At 45.9% G+C, this 15,944-nt stretch carries 14 protein-coding genes; 12 read left to right on the top strand and 2 right to left on the bottom strand.

From position 1 onward, the window contains the following. Nucleotides 1-439 precede the first annotated feature (439 nt). The 9 genes from ACED41_RS01625 (at nucleotide 440) to luxS (ending at nucleotide 10,978) form a co-directional block, all read left to right on the top strand. Entirely contained in the window at nucleotides 440-697 is a 258-nt protein-coding gene (locus ACED41_RS01625; protein ID WP_004741884.1) for an oxaloacetate decarboxylase subunit gamma, read from the top strand. Between the two features lie 31 nt (nucleotides 698-728). Continuing rightward, complete coding sequence (gene oadA, locus ACED41_RS01620; protein WP_371724372.1) at nucleotides 729-2,504, top strand: sodium-extruding oxaloacetate decarboxylase subunit alpha; 1,776 nt, start codon at nucleotides 729-731, stop codon at nucleotides 2,502-2,504. Between the two features lie 9 nt (nucleotides 2,505-2,513). Continuing rightward, complete coding sequence (locus ACED41_RS01615; RefSeq protein ID WP_019825842.1) at nucleotides 2,514-3,644, top strand: sodium ion-translocating decarboxylase subunit beta; 1,131 nt, start codon at nucleotides 2,514-2,516, stop codon at nucleotides 3,642-3,644. Between the two features lie 172 nt (nucleotides 3,645-3,816). Continuing rightward, a complete protein-coding gene (locus tag ACED41_RS01610; protein ID WP_017065778.1) occupies nucleotides 3,817-4,770 on the top strand; it encodes an NADP-dependent oxidoreductase in 954 nt (317 codons plus the stop codon). A 6-nt stretch (nucleotides 4,771-4,776) separates the two neighbouring features. Further along, nucleotides 4,777-5,238, top strand: coding sequence for a YqaA family protein (locus ACED41_RS01605; protein ID WP_017059555.1), 462 nt, complete (start codon nucleotides 4,777-4,779; stop codon nucleotides 5,236-5,238). Between the two features lie 9 nt (nucleotides 5,239-5,247). Then, the gene (locus ACED41_RS01600; protein ID WP_017065777.1) at nucleotides 5,248-8,106 is read left to right on the top strand and encodes a pitrilysin family protein; all 2,859 of its coding nucleotides are present in this window, start codon (nucleotides 5,248-5,250) and stop codon (nucleotides 8,104-8,106) included. 99 nt (nucleotides 8,107-8,205) lie between these two features. Then, nucleotides 8,206-9,774 (top strand): glutamate--cysteine ligase, encoded by a 1,569-nt coding sequence (gene gshA, locus ACED41_RS01595; RefSeq protein ID WP_017065776.1) that lies wholly within the window; start codon nucleotides 8,206-8,208, stop codon nucleotides 9,772-9,774. Nucleotides 9,775-9,784: 10 nt separating this feature from the next. Next, on the top strand, nucleotides 9,785-10,435 hold the full coding sequence (locus tag ACED41_RS01590; protein WP_017629422.1) for a hypothetical protein: 651 nt from the start codon (nucleotides 9,785-9,787) through the stop codon (nucleotides 10,433-10,435). Nucleotides 10,436-10,459: 24 nt separating this feature from the next. Next, complete coding sequence (luxS, locus tag ACED41_RS01585; RefSeq protein WP_017056597.1) at nucleotides 10,460-10,978, top strand: S-ribosylhomocysteine lyase; 519 nt, start codon at nucleotides 10,460-10,462, stop codon at nucleotides 10,976-10,978. A gap of 115 nt (nucleotides 10,979-11,093) precedes the next feature. Here the strand turns inward: luxS and ACED41_RS01580 are convergent, their stop codons facing one another. Both ACED41_RS01580 and ACED41_RS01575 read right to left on the bottom strand, forming a co-directional pair. Further along, nucleotides 11,094-12,365: an HlyC/CorC family transporter gene (locus ACED41_RS01580; protein WP_017063233.1), complete on the bottom strand. Its 1,272-nt coding sequence runs from the start codon at nucleotides 12,363-12,365 to the stop codon at nucleotides 11,094-11,096. Nucleotides 12,366-12,492: 127 nt separating this feature from the next. Beyond that, entirely contained in the window at nucleotides 12,493-13,287 is a 795-nt protein-coding gene (locus tag ACED41_RS01575; protein ID WP_019825854.1) for an inner membrane protein YpjD, read from the bottom strand. A gap of 200 nt (nucleotides 13,288-13,487) precedes the next feature. On the opposite strand from ACED41_RS01575, the gene ffh reads away from it, so the two are divergent. From ffh to rimM, 3 genes are all read left to right on the top strand, one after another. Continuing rightward, on the top strand, nucleotides 13,488-14,882 hold the full coding sequence (gene ffh, locus ACED41_RS01570) for a signal recognition particle protein (protein WP_010435884.1): 1,395 nt from the start codon (nucleotides 13,488-13,490) through the stop codon (nucleotides 14,880-14,882). 212 nt (nucleotides 14,883-15,094) lie between these two features. Beyond that, nucleotides 15,095-15,343: a 30S ribosomal protein S16 gene (gene rpsP / locus ACED41_RS01565; protein ID WP_004410028.1), complete on the top strand. Its 249-nt coding sequence runs from the start codon at nucleotides 15,095-15,097 to the stop codon at nucleotides 15,341-15,343. Between the two features lie 24 nt (nucleotides 15,344-15,367). Continuing rightward, nucleotides 15,368-15,922, top strand: coding sequence for a ribosome maturation factor RimM (gene rimM, locus ACED41_RS01560; RefSeq protein WP_017063236.1), 555 nt, complete (start codon nucleotides 15,368-15,370; stop codon nucleotides 15,920-15,922). Nucleotides 15,923-15,944: the final 22 nt, after the last annotated feature.

The following is a 15,944-nucleotide window of genomic DNA, read 5'->3' as shown; positions in this document are numbered from 1 at the left end:
AGCTGGATAGAGTACCTGGCTACGAACCAGGCGGTCGGAGGTTCGAATCCTCCAGAGCGCGCCACATTATTAGAAAAAGCCTCGTTTATACGAGGCTTTTTTTATGTCTGCTGCAAATTTGTTGCGACAATGTTAAATTTGCTAGTTGTTTAACTTGTTGTATTTAAAGTAGTTCTTGATTGCTTCTTTGTTATTCCACCTTTCTCATATCAATTCCCAGAAAAGCCCCGTTTAAGTCACAGTTTAAATATCTAAAAATGACGTATTTGACAGATTTATGTGATCTGATAGGCGAATAATTAACCTTATGTGTGCGTTATCCGTAACAGAACCTTAAACAAAATTGACAAACTTTTACCAATCGAGATAATCCATGGGTCGGGATCACTATTCGCTGAAATCCTGTACGTATGTCAGGATGACGAAGAAAGGAAGCAACATGACTAATATTGGAAGCCTGCTAGGAGATGCGGCGACTCTAATGATAACGGGGATGTCCGTTGTCTTTATTTTCCTAACTATTCTAGTTTACCTCGTTCGGTTGATGTCAAAACTGGTACCAGAAGAAGTACCAGAGCCGATCGCAGCACCTAAAAAAATTCAAAAATCACAATCAAACCCTTCAGCTGTTAGTCCACAGGTAGTGGCAGCAATTTCGGCCGCGGTTCATCAATACCGTGCGTCTACTGCTAAGTAGCATTTAAAGGATTAAAAAGGAGTTTATGAGCATGTCTAAACCACTAGCTATCACAGATGTGGTACTTCGTGACGCGCACCAGTCACTATTTGCTACTCGTATGCGTATCGAAGATATGCTGCCAATTGCGGCAGAACTGGATAAAGTCGGTTACTGGTCACTTGAGACTTGGGGCGGCGCGACGTTTGATTCGTGTATCCGTTTTCTTGGCGAGGATCCATGGGAGCGTTTGCGTGAGCTGAAAAAAGCGATGCCAAACACACCAATGCAGATGCTACTGCGTGGTCAAAACCTATTGGGCTACCGTCACTACGCGGATGATGTAGTAGAAAAATTTGTTGAACGTGCCCATAAAAACGGCATGGACGTATTCCGTATCTTTGATGCGATGAATGACGTGCGTAACTTTGAAAAAGCAGTGAAAGCAACGATCGACGTTGGTGGCCACGCTCAAGGTACGTTGTCTTACACAACCAGTCCGGTCCACAATTCAGATACTTGGGTTGATTTGGCTAAGCGCCTAGAGGACCTAGGTTGTCACTCACTATGTATCAAAGATATGTCAGGTTTATTAAAGCCGTATGAAGCAGAAGAGCTGATTACACGTATCAAAGCATCGTGTGACGTTCCTCTAGCACTGCATAGCCACGCGACAACTGGTCTATCGACTGCAACAGCGGTTAAAGCCGTTGAAGCGGGTATCGACATTCTAGATACCGCTATCTCTTCAATGAGCTGTACTTACGGTCATACGCCAACCGAAACGGTTGTTGCGATGTTAGAAGGTACAGAGCGCGACACGAATCTTAAACTAGACCAAATCGAACCCATCGCGGCTTACTTCCGTGATGTACGTAAAAAGTACGCGAAATGGGAAGGTCAGCTAAAAGGTGTCGATTCTCGCATCTTAATCGCTCAAGTTCCTGGCGGAATGTTAACTAACATGGAAGGCCAGCTTAAAGAGCAAGGCGCCGCCGATCGCATGGATGAAGTTCTAGAAGAGATCCCACGCGTACGTAAAGAGCTTGGTTACATTCCTTTAGTAACACCAACTTCTCAGATTGTCGGTACTCAAGCGGTTATTAACGTCTTAACGGGCGAACGCTATAAGAGCATCACGAAAGAGACTGCTGGTCTACTGAAAGGTGAATACGGTCAAGCTCCTGCTGAAGTGGATGCTGAACTGCAAGCGAAAGTTCTAGACGGTGCAGAGCCGATTACTTGTCGTCCTGCTGATTTACTTAAGTCTGAAATGGATACGTTAACGACGGATCTGTTAGAGAAAGCGAAATCAGAGGGTATCTCTCTAGCTGAAGATACGGTTGATGATGTACTGACTTACGCGCTCTTCCCACAAGTGGGTCTTAAGTTCCTTAAGAACCGTCGTAATCCTGAAGCATTTGAACCTGCACCAACGCTAGAAGTTGCGGCTCCAGTTGCTGCAGCTCCTGTACAAGCTTCTGGTGGTATTGAAAGCTACAGCGTGAAGGTTGATGGTCAAGTTTACGATGTTGAAGTTGGCCCACAAGGTGAACTGACATCGGTGGCGCCATCTGCAAAACCTGCTCAGGCTGCACCAGTAGCAGCGTCTGACGCTGAAGCGGTTCCAGCTCCATTGGCGGGTAACATCTTTAAAGTAAACGTTCAGACGGGTACTGAGGTTTCTGAAGGCGACGTTCTACTAATCCTAGAAGCGATGAAGATGGAAACGGAAGTTCGTGCTGCTCGTGGTGGTATCGTTCAAGAATTGAATGTTAAAGAAGGCGATGCAGTTACTGTAGGCGCTCCACTACTAAGCTTAGCGTAAGGGAGTACCATGGAAGGATTGATGACCTTATGGTCTGAAACAGGGATTGCGAACTTTGAGTTCGGCCAGATCTGTATGATGCTGGTTGGTTGCTTACTGTTGTTTTTGGCAATTCGTAAAGGATTTGAACCGTTACTTCTACTGCCTATTGGTTTTGGTGCTGTATTAGCAAACATTCCAAATGCTGGGTTTACTGATCCAGGTGGTTTGCTCTACTACGTCTACTACATTGGTATTGAGACAGGTATTTTCCCACTGCTGATCTTTATGGGTGTTGGTGCGATGACGGACTTCGGTGCGTTGATTGCGAACCCTAAAACGTTGTGGCTAGGGGCTGCGGCTCAGTTTGGTATCTTCGCGACGCTATTTGGCGCGATCTTGCTGAACTACGTTCCAGGAATGGAGTTCTCGATGGCCGATGCTTCGTCAATTGCGATCATTGGTGGTGCCGATGGCCCAACTGCGATCTTCTTGGCGAGTAAGTTATCTCCGGATCTTTTAGGTGCCATTGCAGTAGCGGCTTATAGCTACATGGCTTTGGTTCCTATCATTCAGCCACCAATCATGAAAGCGTTAACGTCTCCTGAAGAGCGCAAAATTAAGATGGCTCAACTTCGTCACGTTAGCAAAGCCGAGAAGATTCTTTTCCCGCTTGCTGTACTACTGATGACGATTTTGTTCCTACCTTCAGCAACACCTCTAGTTGGTATGTTCTGTTTGGGTAACTTAATGCGTGAAGCGGGTGTGGTTGATCGCCTTTCAAAAACAGCTCAAAACGAACTGATTAACGTTGTAACTATTTTCCTAGGTCTAGGGGTTGGTTCTAAGCTTCAAGCGGATACGTTCTTGAACTTAGAAACACTGGGTATTCTAGGTTTAGGTGCGGTCGCGTTCAGTATCGGTACGGCGGGTGGTGTATTGATGGCTAAGGTGTTGAACCGATTCTCGAAAGAGGACATCAACCCACTGATTGGCGCAGCTGGCGTATCGGCGGTTCCAATGGCGGCACGTGTTGTGAACAAGGTTGGTCTTGAGGCAAACCCTCAGAACTTCTTATTGATGCATGCAATGGGTCCGAACGTAGCCGGTGTACTTGGTAGTGCGGTTGCGGCGGGTATTCTATTAGCTCTCGTGGGCTAGTGGATTTGCTGGGTCATGTATCGTTACGTTAATTGGTCGTCAATTTACGAATGAGCGGTTAACTTAGCCTTATTAAATGGTTTATAGTCAAAGGGATGCTTTCGCATCCCTTTCTTTTTATTAATTAGGGTGCTTGCTCACTAGGGCTTTTATCAATCAAGGAAATGTGGAAATGGAAAATAAACAGATTGCGATTACTCAATTCGGCGGCGTCGAAAACCTAAGTATTCAAACCAGTGCGATCCCTGAGCCTAAGGCTGGAGAAGTGGTGGTTAAAGTTTCCTTTTCAGGCATTAATCCGATTGATGTCAAAACCCGAGCGGGCCTTGGTTGGGCGGCAGCACAAAACAAAGATAACCTACCTTGGGTACCTGGCTACGATATTTCAGGGCAAATTGTCTCGCTAGGCGAACAGGCTGAACGCTTTACTGTTGGTGATAACGTAGCTGGCTTTATTGGTTTTCCACTGCAAGGTGGCGGTTACAGCCAATATGTGTGTGTTCCAGAAGCTGCATTAAGTATGGTTCCTGATTCTGTCACTCTAGAAGCGGCAGCTGCATTACCACTCGCGAGTCAAACAGCGGCACAAGCGCTCAACAAAGCCGAAGTGAAAGAAGGCGACCGCGTGCTTATCTTGGCGGGCGCGGGCGGCGTTGGTCACCTTGCGGTTCAAATTGCAGTGGCAGCAAAAGCAGAGGTTTACACAACCTGCAGCGAAGCCAACCTTGATTACCTTGCGACGCTAGGTGCTCACGCGATTAACTATAAGTTTGCGCCAGCATCAGAAAGAGTATCTGATGTCGATGTGTTGATTGATTTGGTCGGTGGCGATACCGCGCTTGATGCATTGAAGTGCCTAAAAGATGGCGCAAGAGTAGTAACCGTTCCAACTCTATCTGCAGAACTGATCTGCGAAAAAGCCACACTACTAGGTTTTACTGCATCAGGCATGCTAGTTGAACCAAACCCTGAGCAAATGGACACCATGCTTTACATGGTCAGTGTCGGATTGCTCAAAACAGAAATTCAAGGTATCTACCAGTTAGACGAGGCGCAGTCGGCGCACCTGCAGGTTGAAACCGGACACACCAGAGGCAAGGTGCTACTTAAAATGCAAGAAAGTTGATAGGCAGTGTTAGAATTTTTTAACTCCCTTTTTGAAAATATCGCGCTGTGGTTCTCGGACTCGGCGCTGTGGGTACTCTTCATTAGTGGCTTCTTGAGTGCCACGTTACTCCCCGGTGGTTCAGAAGCTAGCCTTGTGGCTGCATTGAGCTTAGATCAGTTTTCAACCTCATCGATCATTCTAGTGGCGACATTAGGCAATACCTTAGGCGGCCTGACTAACTATTGGATTGGTTTGTGGTTGCCTAATCGAACTCAATCTGAAAAGCATGGTCATAAGGCTATGGCTTGGCTGAGTCGCTATGGCTACTGGACACTGTTATTTAGTTGGTTACCGATCATTGGTGACCCTTTGTGTCTCGCTGCGGGTTGGCTAAGAATGAAATTCATCCCTAGCGTTATTTTGATAGCGATTGGCAAAGCCGCTCGCTATAGCTTACTTGCTGCTATCTACTTCGGTTTTTTCTAAGGAGAACCTATGAAAAAGGTTTTACTTGGTACATTTTCTCTTATCGCCATTGCTGGCTGTTCTTACAATGTACCTAGCTCAACGCCCTTCTTTTCCTCGTTACCTGAAGGTGTCACTCTGTTAGAAGAGGTTAAGCCCTCTAAAGATAAAGTAGTGATTCCTTACACCAAGTATCAGCTTGAAAACGGTCTGACAGTTATTCTTTCCCCTGATGATTCCGATCCGTTGGTGCATGTTGATGTAACTTATCACGTCGGTTCAGCACGTGAAGAGATAGGCAAGTCGGGCTTTGCTCACTTCTTTGAGCACATGATGTTCCAGGGTTCTGAGAACGTTGGGGACCAACAGCACTTTAAGATCATTACCGAAGCGGGTGGTTCGTTAAACGGCACGACCAATCGTGACCGCACCAACTACTTTGAAACTGTTCCTTCTAACCAACTTGAAAAAATGCTGTGGTTAGAATCAGACCGAATGGGCTTCTTGTTGGATGCAGTTTCTCAGAAGAAATTTGAGGTGCAAAGAGGCACGGTCAAGAACGAGCGAGCGCAGAGCTACGAAAATCGTCCTTACGGCTTAATGTGGGAACGCATGGGCGAAGCGCTATACCCAGAAGGTCACCCTTACTCTTGGCAACCAATCGGCTATGTTGAAGATCTTGACCGTGTTGACGTGAATGATCTTAAAGCGTTCTTCCTGCGTTGGTACGGCCCAAACAATGCCGTGTTAACGATTGGTGGTGATATCGACGTTGATGACACGCTAGAATGGGTTAACAAGTACTTTGGTTCAATTCCTCAAGGCCCTGAAGTGAAGGCGGCAGAGAAGCAACCTGCTGTTCTAACAGAAGATAAATACATCACCTTAGAAGACAATATTCGTCAGCCGATGGTGCTGGTGGGGTGGCCAACAACGTATCGCGGTGAAGAGACGCAAGCTTCACTGAATGCATTGTCTAACGTGTTAGGTTCAGGTACCAACAGTTACCTATATCAAAACCTCGTAAAAACGCAGAAGGCCGTCAGCGCTGGCTCTTTCCATGATTGTGCTGAGTTGGCGTGTACCATGTACGTGTATGCAATGGGCAACTCAGGTGAAAAAGGCGATTTGACGGTTCTCAATAAAGAGCTGATGGATACCCTGGAGCAATTCTCGAAAGAGGGCGTTGAGCAAGAGCGTTTAGACCAGATCACTGGCATGGCCGAAGCGAATGCTGTTTTTGCATTGCAAAGCGTTAAAGGTAAGGTGTCGCAACTCGCGTCGAACCAAACCTTCTATGGTCAGCCTGATCGCATTGAATCACAACTCGATCAAATCCGAGCGGTGACGCCTGAGAGCGTGAGCAAGGCATACCAAGATTTCATCGAAGGTAAGCACAAGGTTACCTTGAGTGTGGTTCCTAAGAAAAAGCTCGATTTGGCGGTTCGTGAAGCGACCTTTACCACGCCACCACGTACGTTGCCGGAATACAGCAAGGTGACGGAAGATCAACTGGATTTCAGAAAGGCACCGGATACCTTTGATCGCAGTGTGATGCCAGAAGTGAACTTTGGTGTTGAGGCGACCATGCCTGAGTTGTACCGCATGCACTTTGCAAATGGCACTGACTTAATTGGTACCGTGACCAGTGAAACGCCGACAGTACAGCTGCAAATTCAATTGCCTGCAGGCGAACGCTATGTTCGCAAAGGGCAAGAAGGCCTAGCGAACCTAACGGCTTCGATGATGGAAGAAGGCTCAACTAAACGAACCGTTGAAGAGTTACAAGCGACCTTAGATAAACTTGGTAGCAGCGTGAGCATTAGTGCGGGCAGCTACACCACAGATATTTCAGTCTCGGCGCTAGAGAAAAACTTGCCTCAAACCTTAGCGATTGTGCAAGAGGTTCTATTCGAGCCTAAGTTCGATGAGCAAGATTTTGAGCGCGTTAAGAAACAGATGCTAGAAGGCGTTGTGTATCAGCATCAGCAGCCAAGCTGGATGGCTTCTCAAGCAACCCGTGAAGTGCTGTTTGGTGACACTGTTTTTGCTCGTGCAAGTGATGGTACTAAGGAATCTCTATCGAAATTGACCTTAGACGATGTGAAAAAATTCTATGCGCAACATTACACACCAGAAGGTGCCAATATTGTTGTGGTGGGAGACATCTCGAAGAAAGAGGTAGGGAAACAGCTACAATTCTTTGAAGAGTGGCAAGGCGATGCGGCACCATTAACGCGTCCACAGATCGTTAAAGAGCTTTCTGGTCAGCACCTGTACTTAGTTGATAAACCGGGTGCGCCGCAAAGCATTGTTCGCTTGGTTCGTAAGGGCCTGCCGTTTGATGCGACGGGCGAATTGTATTTGAGCCAGTTAGCTAACTTTAACTTAGCGGGCAACTTCAATAGCCGTATCAACCAGAACCTACGTGAAGACAAAGCCTACACTTACGGTGCAAGCGGTTACTTCGCAAGTACTCGTGAAACTGGCGCAGTGGTATTTAGCGCGCAGGTAAGGGCGAATGCGACGGTTCCATCGATTCAAGAGTTTATTAATGAGCTGAATGAGTTTAGCCAAAGTGGATTAACTGACGAAGAGGTGAAATTTATGCGCCTTGCCGTCGGTCAACAAGATGCACTTAAATACGAAACGCCAAGTCAAAAGGCGGGGTTGTTGAGTAATATTGTTGCATTGAGCCTTGATGAAGATTACCTACAACAGCGTAATCAGATAGTTGAAACGGTTTCAAAAGAGACCTTAAACGAGCTATCTAAGAAATGGTTTGACCCGAATGATTATCAAATAATCGTTGTTGGTGACGCGACTTCGCTTCGCCCGCAATTAGAAAAGTTAGATATTCCAATAGAAGAGCTTGAAATCATTCGTTAGAGTACACATTAAAGGGGGAGGGAAGAGACTCTACTTTTCTCCTCCAACCTAATTTATGATAGTTCTAATCAGAACAATATAAGATAAGTGAACTGAATTTTGACTGATTTTGCTGCGCGACTAAAGCAAGTTGCAACCAACCCTAAGACCTTCTCTCAATTTGGTCGTGGTGTTGAAAGGGAAACATTACGCTACACGGAAGATGGGCACCTTGCTACTGAGCCGCACCCTGAGGCTTTGGGATCTGCGTTGATGAACGAATGGGTAACGACCGATTTCTCTGAGTCGCTACTGGAATTTATCACGCCTGTTTCTAACGACGTTCCGACGCTTTTGAATCAGTTATCTGATATCCATCACTTCACGCAAACCAAGTTAGACGGCGAAAAACTATGGCCGCTTTCTATGCCTTGTTATGTTGGTAGTGAAGATTACATTCAGCTAGCGCAATACGGCACCTCGAATAACGGTAAGATGAAGACCCTATATCGTGAAGGCCTAAAACGTCGTTACGGTAGCCTGATGCAGATTATCTCTGGTGTTCACTTCAACTTCTCTTTCCCAGAAAGCTTTTGGGATAGCCTGTTTGGAGAGCAAACTGAAGAAGCGCGTTGTGAATCTAAGTCAGATGCTTACTTTGGTTTGATTCGTAACTACTACCGCTTTGGTTGGTTAATCCCATACTTCTTCGGTGCTTCACCTGCGCTATGTTCTTCTTTCATCAAAGGAAGAGAGACAAACCTGCCTTTTGAAAAGATTGGCGAGACACTGTATCTGCCAAAAGCAACGGCACTGCGCCTGAGCGACCTTGGCTACACGAACAGTGCGCAAAGTGTGTTGAAGATTGGTTTCAACAGCCTAGACCAATACCTTGAAGGTTTGAATCAAGCGATTCGCACACCATCAGAAGAATTTGCCGAGATTGGCACTAAGGTTGATGGTGAATACCGTCAGTTGAATAGCAACGTACTGCAAATTGAAAATGAGCTTTACGCTCCAATCCGCCCTAAGCGTGTGGCGAAGAGTGGTGAGAAACCATCTGAAGCATTGGCACGCGGTGGTGTTGAGTACATTGAGGTTCGTTCTTTAGATGTAAACCCATTCAGCTCAATTGGTATCAATGAGCAGCAGGTTCGCTTCCTAGACTTATTCCTAACGTGGAGTGTGCTAACGGACTCTGCTGAGATGGATAACTGCGAGCTTGAATGCTGGCGCGATAACTGGAACAAGGTGATCCTACAAGGTCGTCAGGTTGGTCTAGAGCTGCAAATCGGTTGTCATGGTGAGCGATTGTCTCTGCAAGATTGGGCGAAGCGTGTCTTCAAAGATCTGCGCTCTATTGCCGAGATGATGGACGCTGAACAAGGTGGTCGTGCATACCAAGAAACATGCGATACGCTTGAGGCTTGGATTGATAACCCTGAGCTAACTATTTCTGGCCAGTTGCTAGAAGAGACCAAAAAATTGGGCGGCTTAGGTAAAGTGGGTTGCGCGTTAGGTAAAACGTACGCTCAGCAACACAAAGCGCACCAATACAAAGTATATTCAGCTGAGTTGATGGAAGCAGAAGTTCAACGTTCTGTGATTGCTCAGCAACAAAGTGAAGAAGCAAGCACTCAAGATTTTGATAGCTTCTTAGCGGATTATTTTTCGTATTTAAAAGCATAGCGAGACTTTGGTGGAAAGGAAGCAAGCCTTATTAGGTCAGCCTACTCGAGTGAGTAGTAAATGGTTACCTGTAGTGACTGTTGGTGTTGTCTCTAGCCTGTTGGTTGGATGTGCAACGCCACCGCCAAAGCAGCAAGATAATTTGTGTAGCATCTTTCGAGAGCACCCTTCATGGTATGAAGATGCCTTGGATATGCAAGAAGAATGGGGAACGCCGATTAACGTTGCGATGGCTTTTGTGAAACAAGAGAGTAGCTATCGTCATGATGCGCGCCCACCTAAAGATTACATTCTTGGCTTTATACCGTGGGGGCGTGTAAGCAGTGCCTACGGTTATGCACAAGCTCAAGATCCTGCTTGGGAAGACTTCCAAAAGGCGACCAATAACGGTGGTTCAAGAACCAACTTTGATGATGCATTGATGTTCATCGGTTGGTATACCAGCGAGACGCGTCGTCAATTGGGCATCTCACTATGGGACCCATATAACCAATATCTGGCTTATCATGAAGGCCGTGGTGGTTATAAGCGTAAGTCATACAACAGCAAGCCATCGCTAATTAAGGTGGCGCGCAAAGTCGAACAGCAAGCAAAAGATTATGGATGGCAGCTGAAACAGTGCCGCAAAGAACTAGAAGACAATCGAAGCTGGTTTTTCTAAAGCCAGCCGTCATGGAGAAGAGCAATGCCTTTATTAGATAGTTTCACTGTTGATCACACACGCATGAACGCACCTGCCGTTCGTGTTGCTAAAACAATGCAAACCCCAAAAGGGGATACCATCACTGTGTTTGACCTGCGTTTTACTGCGCCAAACAAAGACATCCTATCTGAGAAAGGTATCCATACTCTAGAGCACCTATATGCTGGTTTCATGCGTAATCAATTGAACGGTTCAGATGTAGAGATCATCGATATCTCACCGATGGGCTGTCGCACTGGTTTCTACATGAGCCTGATTGGTACGCCTACAGAACAACAAGTGGCTGACGGTTGGTTGGCAGCGATGCAAGACGTACTGAAAGTTGAGAACCAGAATAAGATCCCTGAGCTGAACGAATACCAATGTGGTACCGCGGCAATGCACTCTTTGGATGAAGCGAAAGAGATCGCGAATGCGATCATCGCTGCAGGCATCTCTGTAAACAAGAATGATGAACTGGCACTGCCAGAGTCTATGCTGCAAGAGCTTAAGATCGACTAGTCATTGATAGCTACCCTAGATAGGGCGAGTTAGATACTAAAAGGCCCGGTTCAATGAACCGGGCCTTTTTCGTCAACGTATTTTAGGGCGAGACAGAGATTCAGTGATAACTCAGTTAGCCGTTCACGATCTGTGGGAACACGCGAACCAGTTTGATGCGGTTCTCTTCAAGCTCAACAATTTCCATTGGGTGGCTGGCAACCTGAACACTCAGGTGACTCTCTGGAATATCTTCAAGGTGTTCCAGTATCAAACCATTCAGCGTTCTTGGGCCATCGGTAGGCAGTGCCCACTGTAAGCCTTTGTTGATATCTCGGATATTGGCACTGCCTTCAATCAAGAAGCTGCCATCGCTTTGCGGAGTAATCTCTTCAGATAAGCTTGGGGTGATTGAGGTGGTAAACTCACCTACGATCTCTTCTAGAATATCTTCTAATGTAACCAAACCATTGATGTCGCCATACTCATCAACAATCAAACCGATGCGCTGCTTATTGCGTTGAAACTTAAGCAGTTGAATATTGAGTGGTGTCGCTTCAGGAATAAAGTAGATCTCATCCGCGGCACGCAACAGGGTTTCTTTATTGAATTCGTTCTTTTCAAGCATCAGACGGTAAGCTTCACGCAGCCTAAGCATGCCGACCACTTCATCTATTTGGTCACGGTACAGCACTACGCGACCATGAGGCGAGTGGGTAAGTTGACGAACGATCGATTTCCAGTCGTCATTGATGTCGATACCAGTAATCTCATTACGCGGCACCATGATGTCGTTCACGGTGACGTGCTCTAAATCCAGAATAGACACCAACATATCTTGGTGACGTTGAGGGATTAAGCTACCGGCTTCATTTACCACGGTTCTAAGCTCTTCGGAGCTCAAGTGGTCGGTTGCATCATGGCTGGCTTTAACGCCTAAGATACGAATGAAGCCGTTGGTAATGAAGTTCACTAAGATCACCAATGGTGATAGCACCTTCATCAGTATCATCAAAAGGATACTACTCGCGTAAGAGACACGTTCAGGAAATAGAGAAGCGATGGTCTTTGGGGTTACCTCGGCGAATACTAGGATCACGAGAGTCAGGGTACCAGTAGCGATAGCCACACCGATATCCCCGTAGATGCGCATACCAAGAATAGTAGCGATCGCAGATGCAAGAATGTTGACGAGATTGTTGCCGATGAGAATGAGGCCAATCAATCTGTCTGGGCGGTTCAGAAGTTTTTCTACGCGTTTGGCACCTTTATGACCCGTATTGGCCAAGTGCTTTAAACGGTAGCGGTTCAAGGACATCATGCCCGTTTCGGAACCAGAGAAATAACCAGAAATTACAATGAGACACGCGAGTAGCGCAAATAAGATACCCGTTGATATGTCGTCCAAAACTATTCTTTTCCTATTTGTGTATCTTGATTAATTTATGACCGAACATGGTCGAGATGTCAATTGAATCTAACGGACTCAATATTTTAAAGGCAAGGTGTGTGAGACCTTGCCTTTATTTTACAGACTAGTTCAGGATGATTTCCTGAACGAAGCGGCTACCGAAGTAGGCCAATGTGAGCATGCTGGCGCCGGCAAGTGCGAACCAAGTGACTTTCTGTCCACGCCAACCTTTTTGGTAGTGACCCCATAAAAGGATGGAGTAGATAACCCAAGCGATAAAAGACAATACCGCTTTGTGCGCCTTTCCTTGAGCAAACATATCTTGTACGAAGATAAGGCCAGTCAGCAAAGTACCCGTTAATAAACCATTACCAATCAGAATGATCTTGAAAAGCTGTCTCTCTACCATCATTAAAGGAGGTAGGTTAGGGTTAATCACTAAGGCTTTTTTCTTTTTAAGCTTGTGATCAAGCCACGCGAGTTGCAAGGCGTATAACGCACCGATAGTCAGCGTCGCGTATGAGAACAAGGCCAAAGAGATGTGTACGAGCAGTTTCGGGTCATTCTCTAGATGTTTGATGAAGGTACTTGGAAGAAACGTTGCTGCCATGAGGTTAAGCGCTGCGAAACTATAAACAACAGGCAAGATGAACCACAAGCGGGTTTTGAGCATTGCACCGCTCATTACCACAGATATGATTAAACTGATTAATGAAGCAACGTTCAAGATACTGAGGTTTTGGCCACTGGCATTAAAAATCAAATCGCCAAGCAACCAAGCATGGAAAGCTAGAGCAAGTAATGCGCTGATAAACACCGTTTTTACACGGATTCCTGTTTGGTGCACGAGACCTGGAATGATCGTGGAAATCGCCATTGTATAAAGAAAGGCTGCTGCGATCGCAATAAGACTGTCCATGGTATCCATTTTAATGATTACTAATTGGCGAATTATACCTCGCATCGCTCTTTGGGGCTATGGCGAACCTCATTCAATTCCAAGTGAATAATGTCTCACATCACAAGCACGGATGATTAACGCTCTACAACGGGTATGACTCTAATCCGCGCTAATGTATACTCACAGTAATAGTCGCAGTTTTGAGCGAAGAGAAAACTATGTTTGATAATTTAACGGATCGTCTATCCAAAACGCTGAAGAACATCAGCGGTAAAGGTCGTCTGACCGAAGACAATATTAAAGAGACGCTGCGTGAAGTACGTATGGCGCTACTTGAAGCCGACGTTGCACTGCCCGTTGTCCGCGATTTTGTTAAGCGCGTAAAAGAAGGCGCTGTGGGTGTTGAGGTTTCTAAATCTCTAACGCCTGGTCAAGAATTCATTAAGATCGTTCAAGCTGAACTTGAAGCGGTGATGGGTGAGTCTAACGAGGCTCTTAACCTAGCAGCGCAGCCGCCAGCCGTTATCTTAATGGCGGGTCTACAAGGTGCGGGTAAAACCACATCGGTAGGTAAGCTATCTAAGCTTCTAACTGAGCGTGACAAGAAGAAAGTCTTGGTTGTGTCTGCCGACGTTTACCGTCCAGCGGCGATCAAACAGCTTGAAACGTTAGCAAGCGATGTTGGCGTAGACTTCTTCCCATCTTCAGCTGATCAAAAGCCTCTTGATATTGCAAACGCTGCAATCGACCACGCGAAGAAGAAATTCTACGACGTGCTACTTGTCGATACTGCGGGTCGTTTGGCTATCGATGAAGAGATGATGGGCGAGATCAAAGAGCTTCATACTGCAATTAAACCAGTAGAGACACTGTTCGTTGTTGATGCAATGACAGGTCAAGATGCTGCGAACACTGCAAAAGCCTTTGGTGATGCGTTACCACTAACCGGTGTTATCTTGACGAAAGTTGATGGTGATGCGCGTGGTGGTGCTGCTCTGTCTGTTCGTCATATCACAGGCAAGCCGATTAAATTCTTGGGTGTTGGTGAAAAGACTGACGCACTAGAACCGTTCCACCCAGATCGTGTTGCTTCTCGTATCTTAGGTATGGGCGACGTACTGTCTCTTATTGAAGACCTACAGAAAAACGTTGATACCGAGAAAGCAGAGAAACTGGCTAAGAAGTTCAAAGAGAAGAAAGGCTTTGACCTTGAAGACTTCCGTGAACAACTAGGTCAGATGCAAAACATGGGCGGCATGATGGGCATGATGGATAAGCTTCCAGGCATGTCTCAGCTACCAGATAACGTTAAAGATAAAGTTGATGACAAGATGTTCAAGCAGATGGAAGCGATCATCAACTCTATGACCATGAAAGAGCGTCAACGCCCTGACTTAATCAAAGGCTCACGCAAAAAGCGTATTGCCGCTGGTTCTGGTACACAGGTACAAGATGTAAACCGTATGCTTAAGCAGTTCACCCAAATGCAGAAGATGATGAAGAAGATGCAGAAAGGTGGCATGAAAGGCATGATGCGCAACATGCAAGGCATGATGGGCGGCGGTGGAGGTATGGGCGGAATGGGTGGTGGCTTTAACCCGTTTGGTCGATAATCTACAAATGTAAGCTTTAGCTACGTTACTTTTCATAGTGTTAGCCGTGTCACAGAAAGTGTACGGCAGCTATGTTGGTGAAAAAATAGCTAAAGCCCTTGCATTGCACCGGAATAAGAGTAAAATTCCGGGGCTTTAATTTGGCACGAGACCCCAAGCTATTTACTTATACTTGGGGTTAATTATTTTATTAAGAAAGCAAAGAGGACGACATGGTAACCATTCGTTTGGCACGTCACGGTGCAAAGAAGCGCCCATTTTATCAAATCGTAGTTGCGGATAGCCGTAACGCTGCAACTGGCCGTTTCATCGAGAAAGTAGGTTTCTTTAACCCTACTGCTCAAGGTCAAGAAGAAGGTCTACGTCTAGACCTAGATCGTGTTAACCACTGGGTTGGTCAAGGCGCATCTCTATCTGATCGTGTAGCTAAGCTAGTTAAAGACGCTCAAAAAGCGGCTTAATTCTTTTTTAAAGAGAAATAGCTTATGTCGATGAAGGGTAAAGAAACTATGAGCGAGCAAAACAATAGAATTGTCATGGGTAAACTTGGGTCTACCTATGGTATTCGTGGCTGGCTTAAAGTGTTCTCCTACACAGACAATGCTGAAAGCATATTTGATTACAGCCCTTGGTATTTAAACCTAAAGGGTAAGTGGGTTGAGTACAAAGTTGAGAGCTGGAAACGTCATGGCCAAGGTTATGTATGTAAGCTAGCGGGATTAGATGTTCGTGAAGACGCGCAACTGATGACTAACTTTGAAATTGCTATTGACCCTGCTTCGTTACCTGAATTGTCAGAAGATGAATTCTACTGGCGCGAATTGTTCGGTATGCAAGTTTTTACCACTAAAGGTTACGACCTTGGTGAGGTCACTGACCTATTAGAAACTGGCTCGAACGATGTTCTAGTAATCAAAGCAAATCTTAAAGATGCTTTTGGCCAAAAGGAACGGTTAGTACCGTACCTTGAAGAGCAAGTGATCAAGAAAGTTGATCGCGAAGCTCGCCGGATCGAAGTTGACTGGGATCCTGGATTCTAACTCCAAATTACAGAGCGAGAGA

The sequence above is a fragment of the Vibrio sp. 1F255 genome, assembly GCF_041439145.1.
Classification (GTDB): Bacteria; Pseudomonadota; Gammaproteobacteria; order Enterobacterales; family Vibrionaceae; genus Vibrio; species Vibrio crassostreae_C.
Note: the sequence above shows the minus strand (reverse complement) of the source record. Positions and strands in the feature narration are given on the sequence as shown.

What these genes read in the sequence shown, in the direction of transcription:
- ACED41_RS01575 (WP_019825854.1), bottom strand. Translation starts at nt 13,287, where the DNA reads ATGGACAGTCTTATTGCGATCGCAGCAGCCTTTCTTTATACAATGGCG.
- oadA (WP_371724372.1), top strand. Translation starts at nt 729, where the DNA reads ATGTCTAAACCACTAGCTATCACAGATGTGGTACTTCGTGACGCGCAC.
- ACED41_RS01615 (WP_019825842.1), top strand. Translation starts at nt 2,514, where the DNA reads ATGGAAGGATTGATGACCTTATGGTCTGAAACAGGGATTGCGAACTTT.
- ACED41_RS01625 (WP_004741884.1), top strand. Translation starts at nt 440, where the DNA reads ATGACTAATATTGGAAGCCTGCTAGGAGATGCGGCGACTCTAATGATA.
- rimM (WP_017063236.1), top strand. Translation starts at nt 15,368, where the DNA reads ATGTCGATGAAGGGTAAAGAAACTATGAGCGAGCAAAACAATAGAATT.
- ffh (WP_010435884.1), top strand. Translation starts at nt 13,488, where the DNA reads ATGTTTGATAATTTAACGGATCGTCTATCCAAAACGCTGAAGAACATC.
- luxS (WP_017056597.1), top strand. Translation starts at nt 10,460, where the DNA reads ATGCCTTTATTAGATAGTTTCACTGTTGATCACACACGCATGAACGCA.
- ACED41_RS01610 (WP_017065778.1), top strand. Translation starts at nt 3,817, where the DNA reads ATGGAAAATAAACAGATTGCGATTACTCAATTCGGCGGCGTCGAAAAC.
- rpsP (WP_004410028.1), top strand. Translation starts at nt 15,095, where the DNA reads ATGGTAACCATTCGTTTGGCACGTCACGGTGCAAAGAAGCGCCCATTT.
- ACED41_RS01600 (WP_017065777.1), top strand. Translation starts at nt 5,248, where the DNA reads ATGAAAAAGGTTTTACTTGGTACATTTTCTCTTATCGCCATTGCTGGC.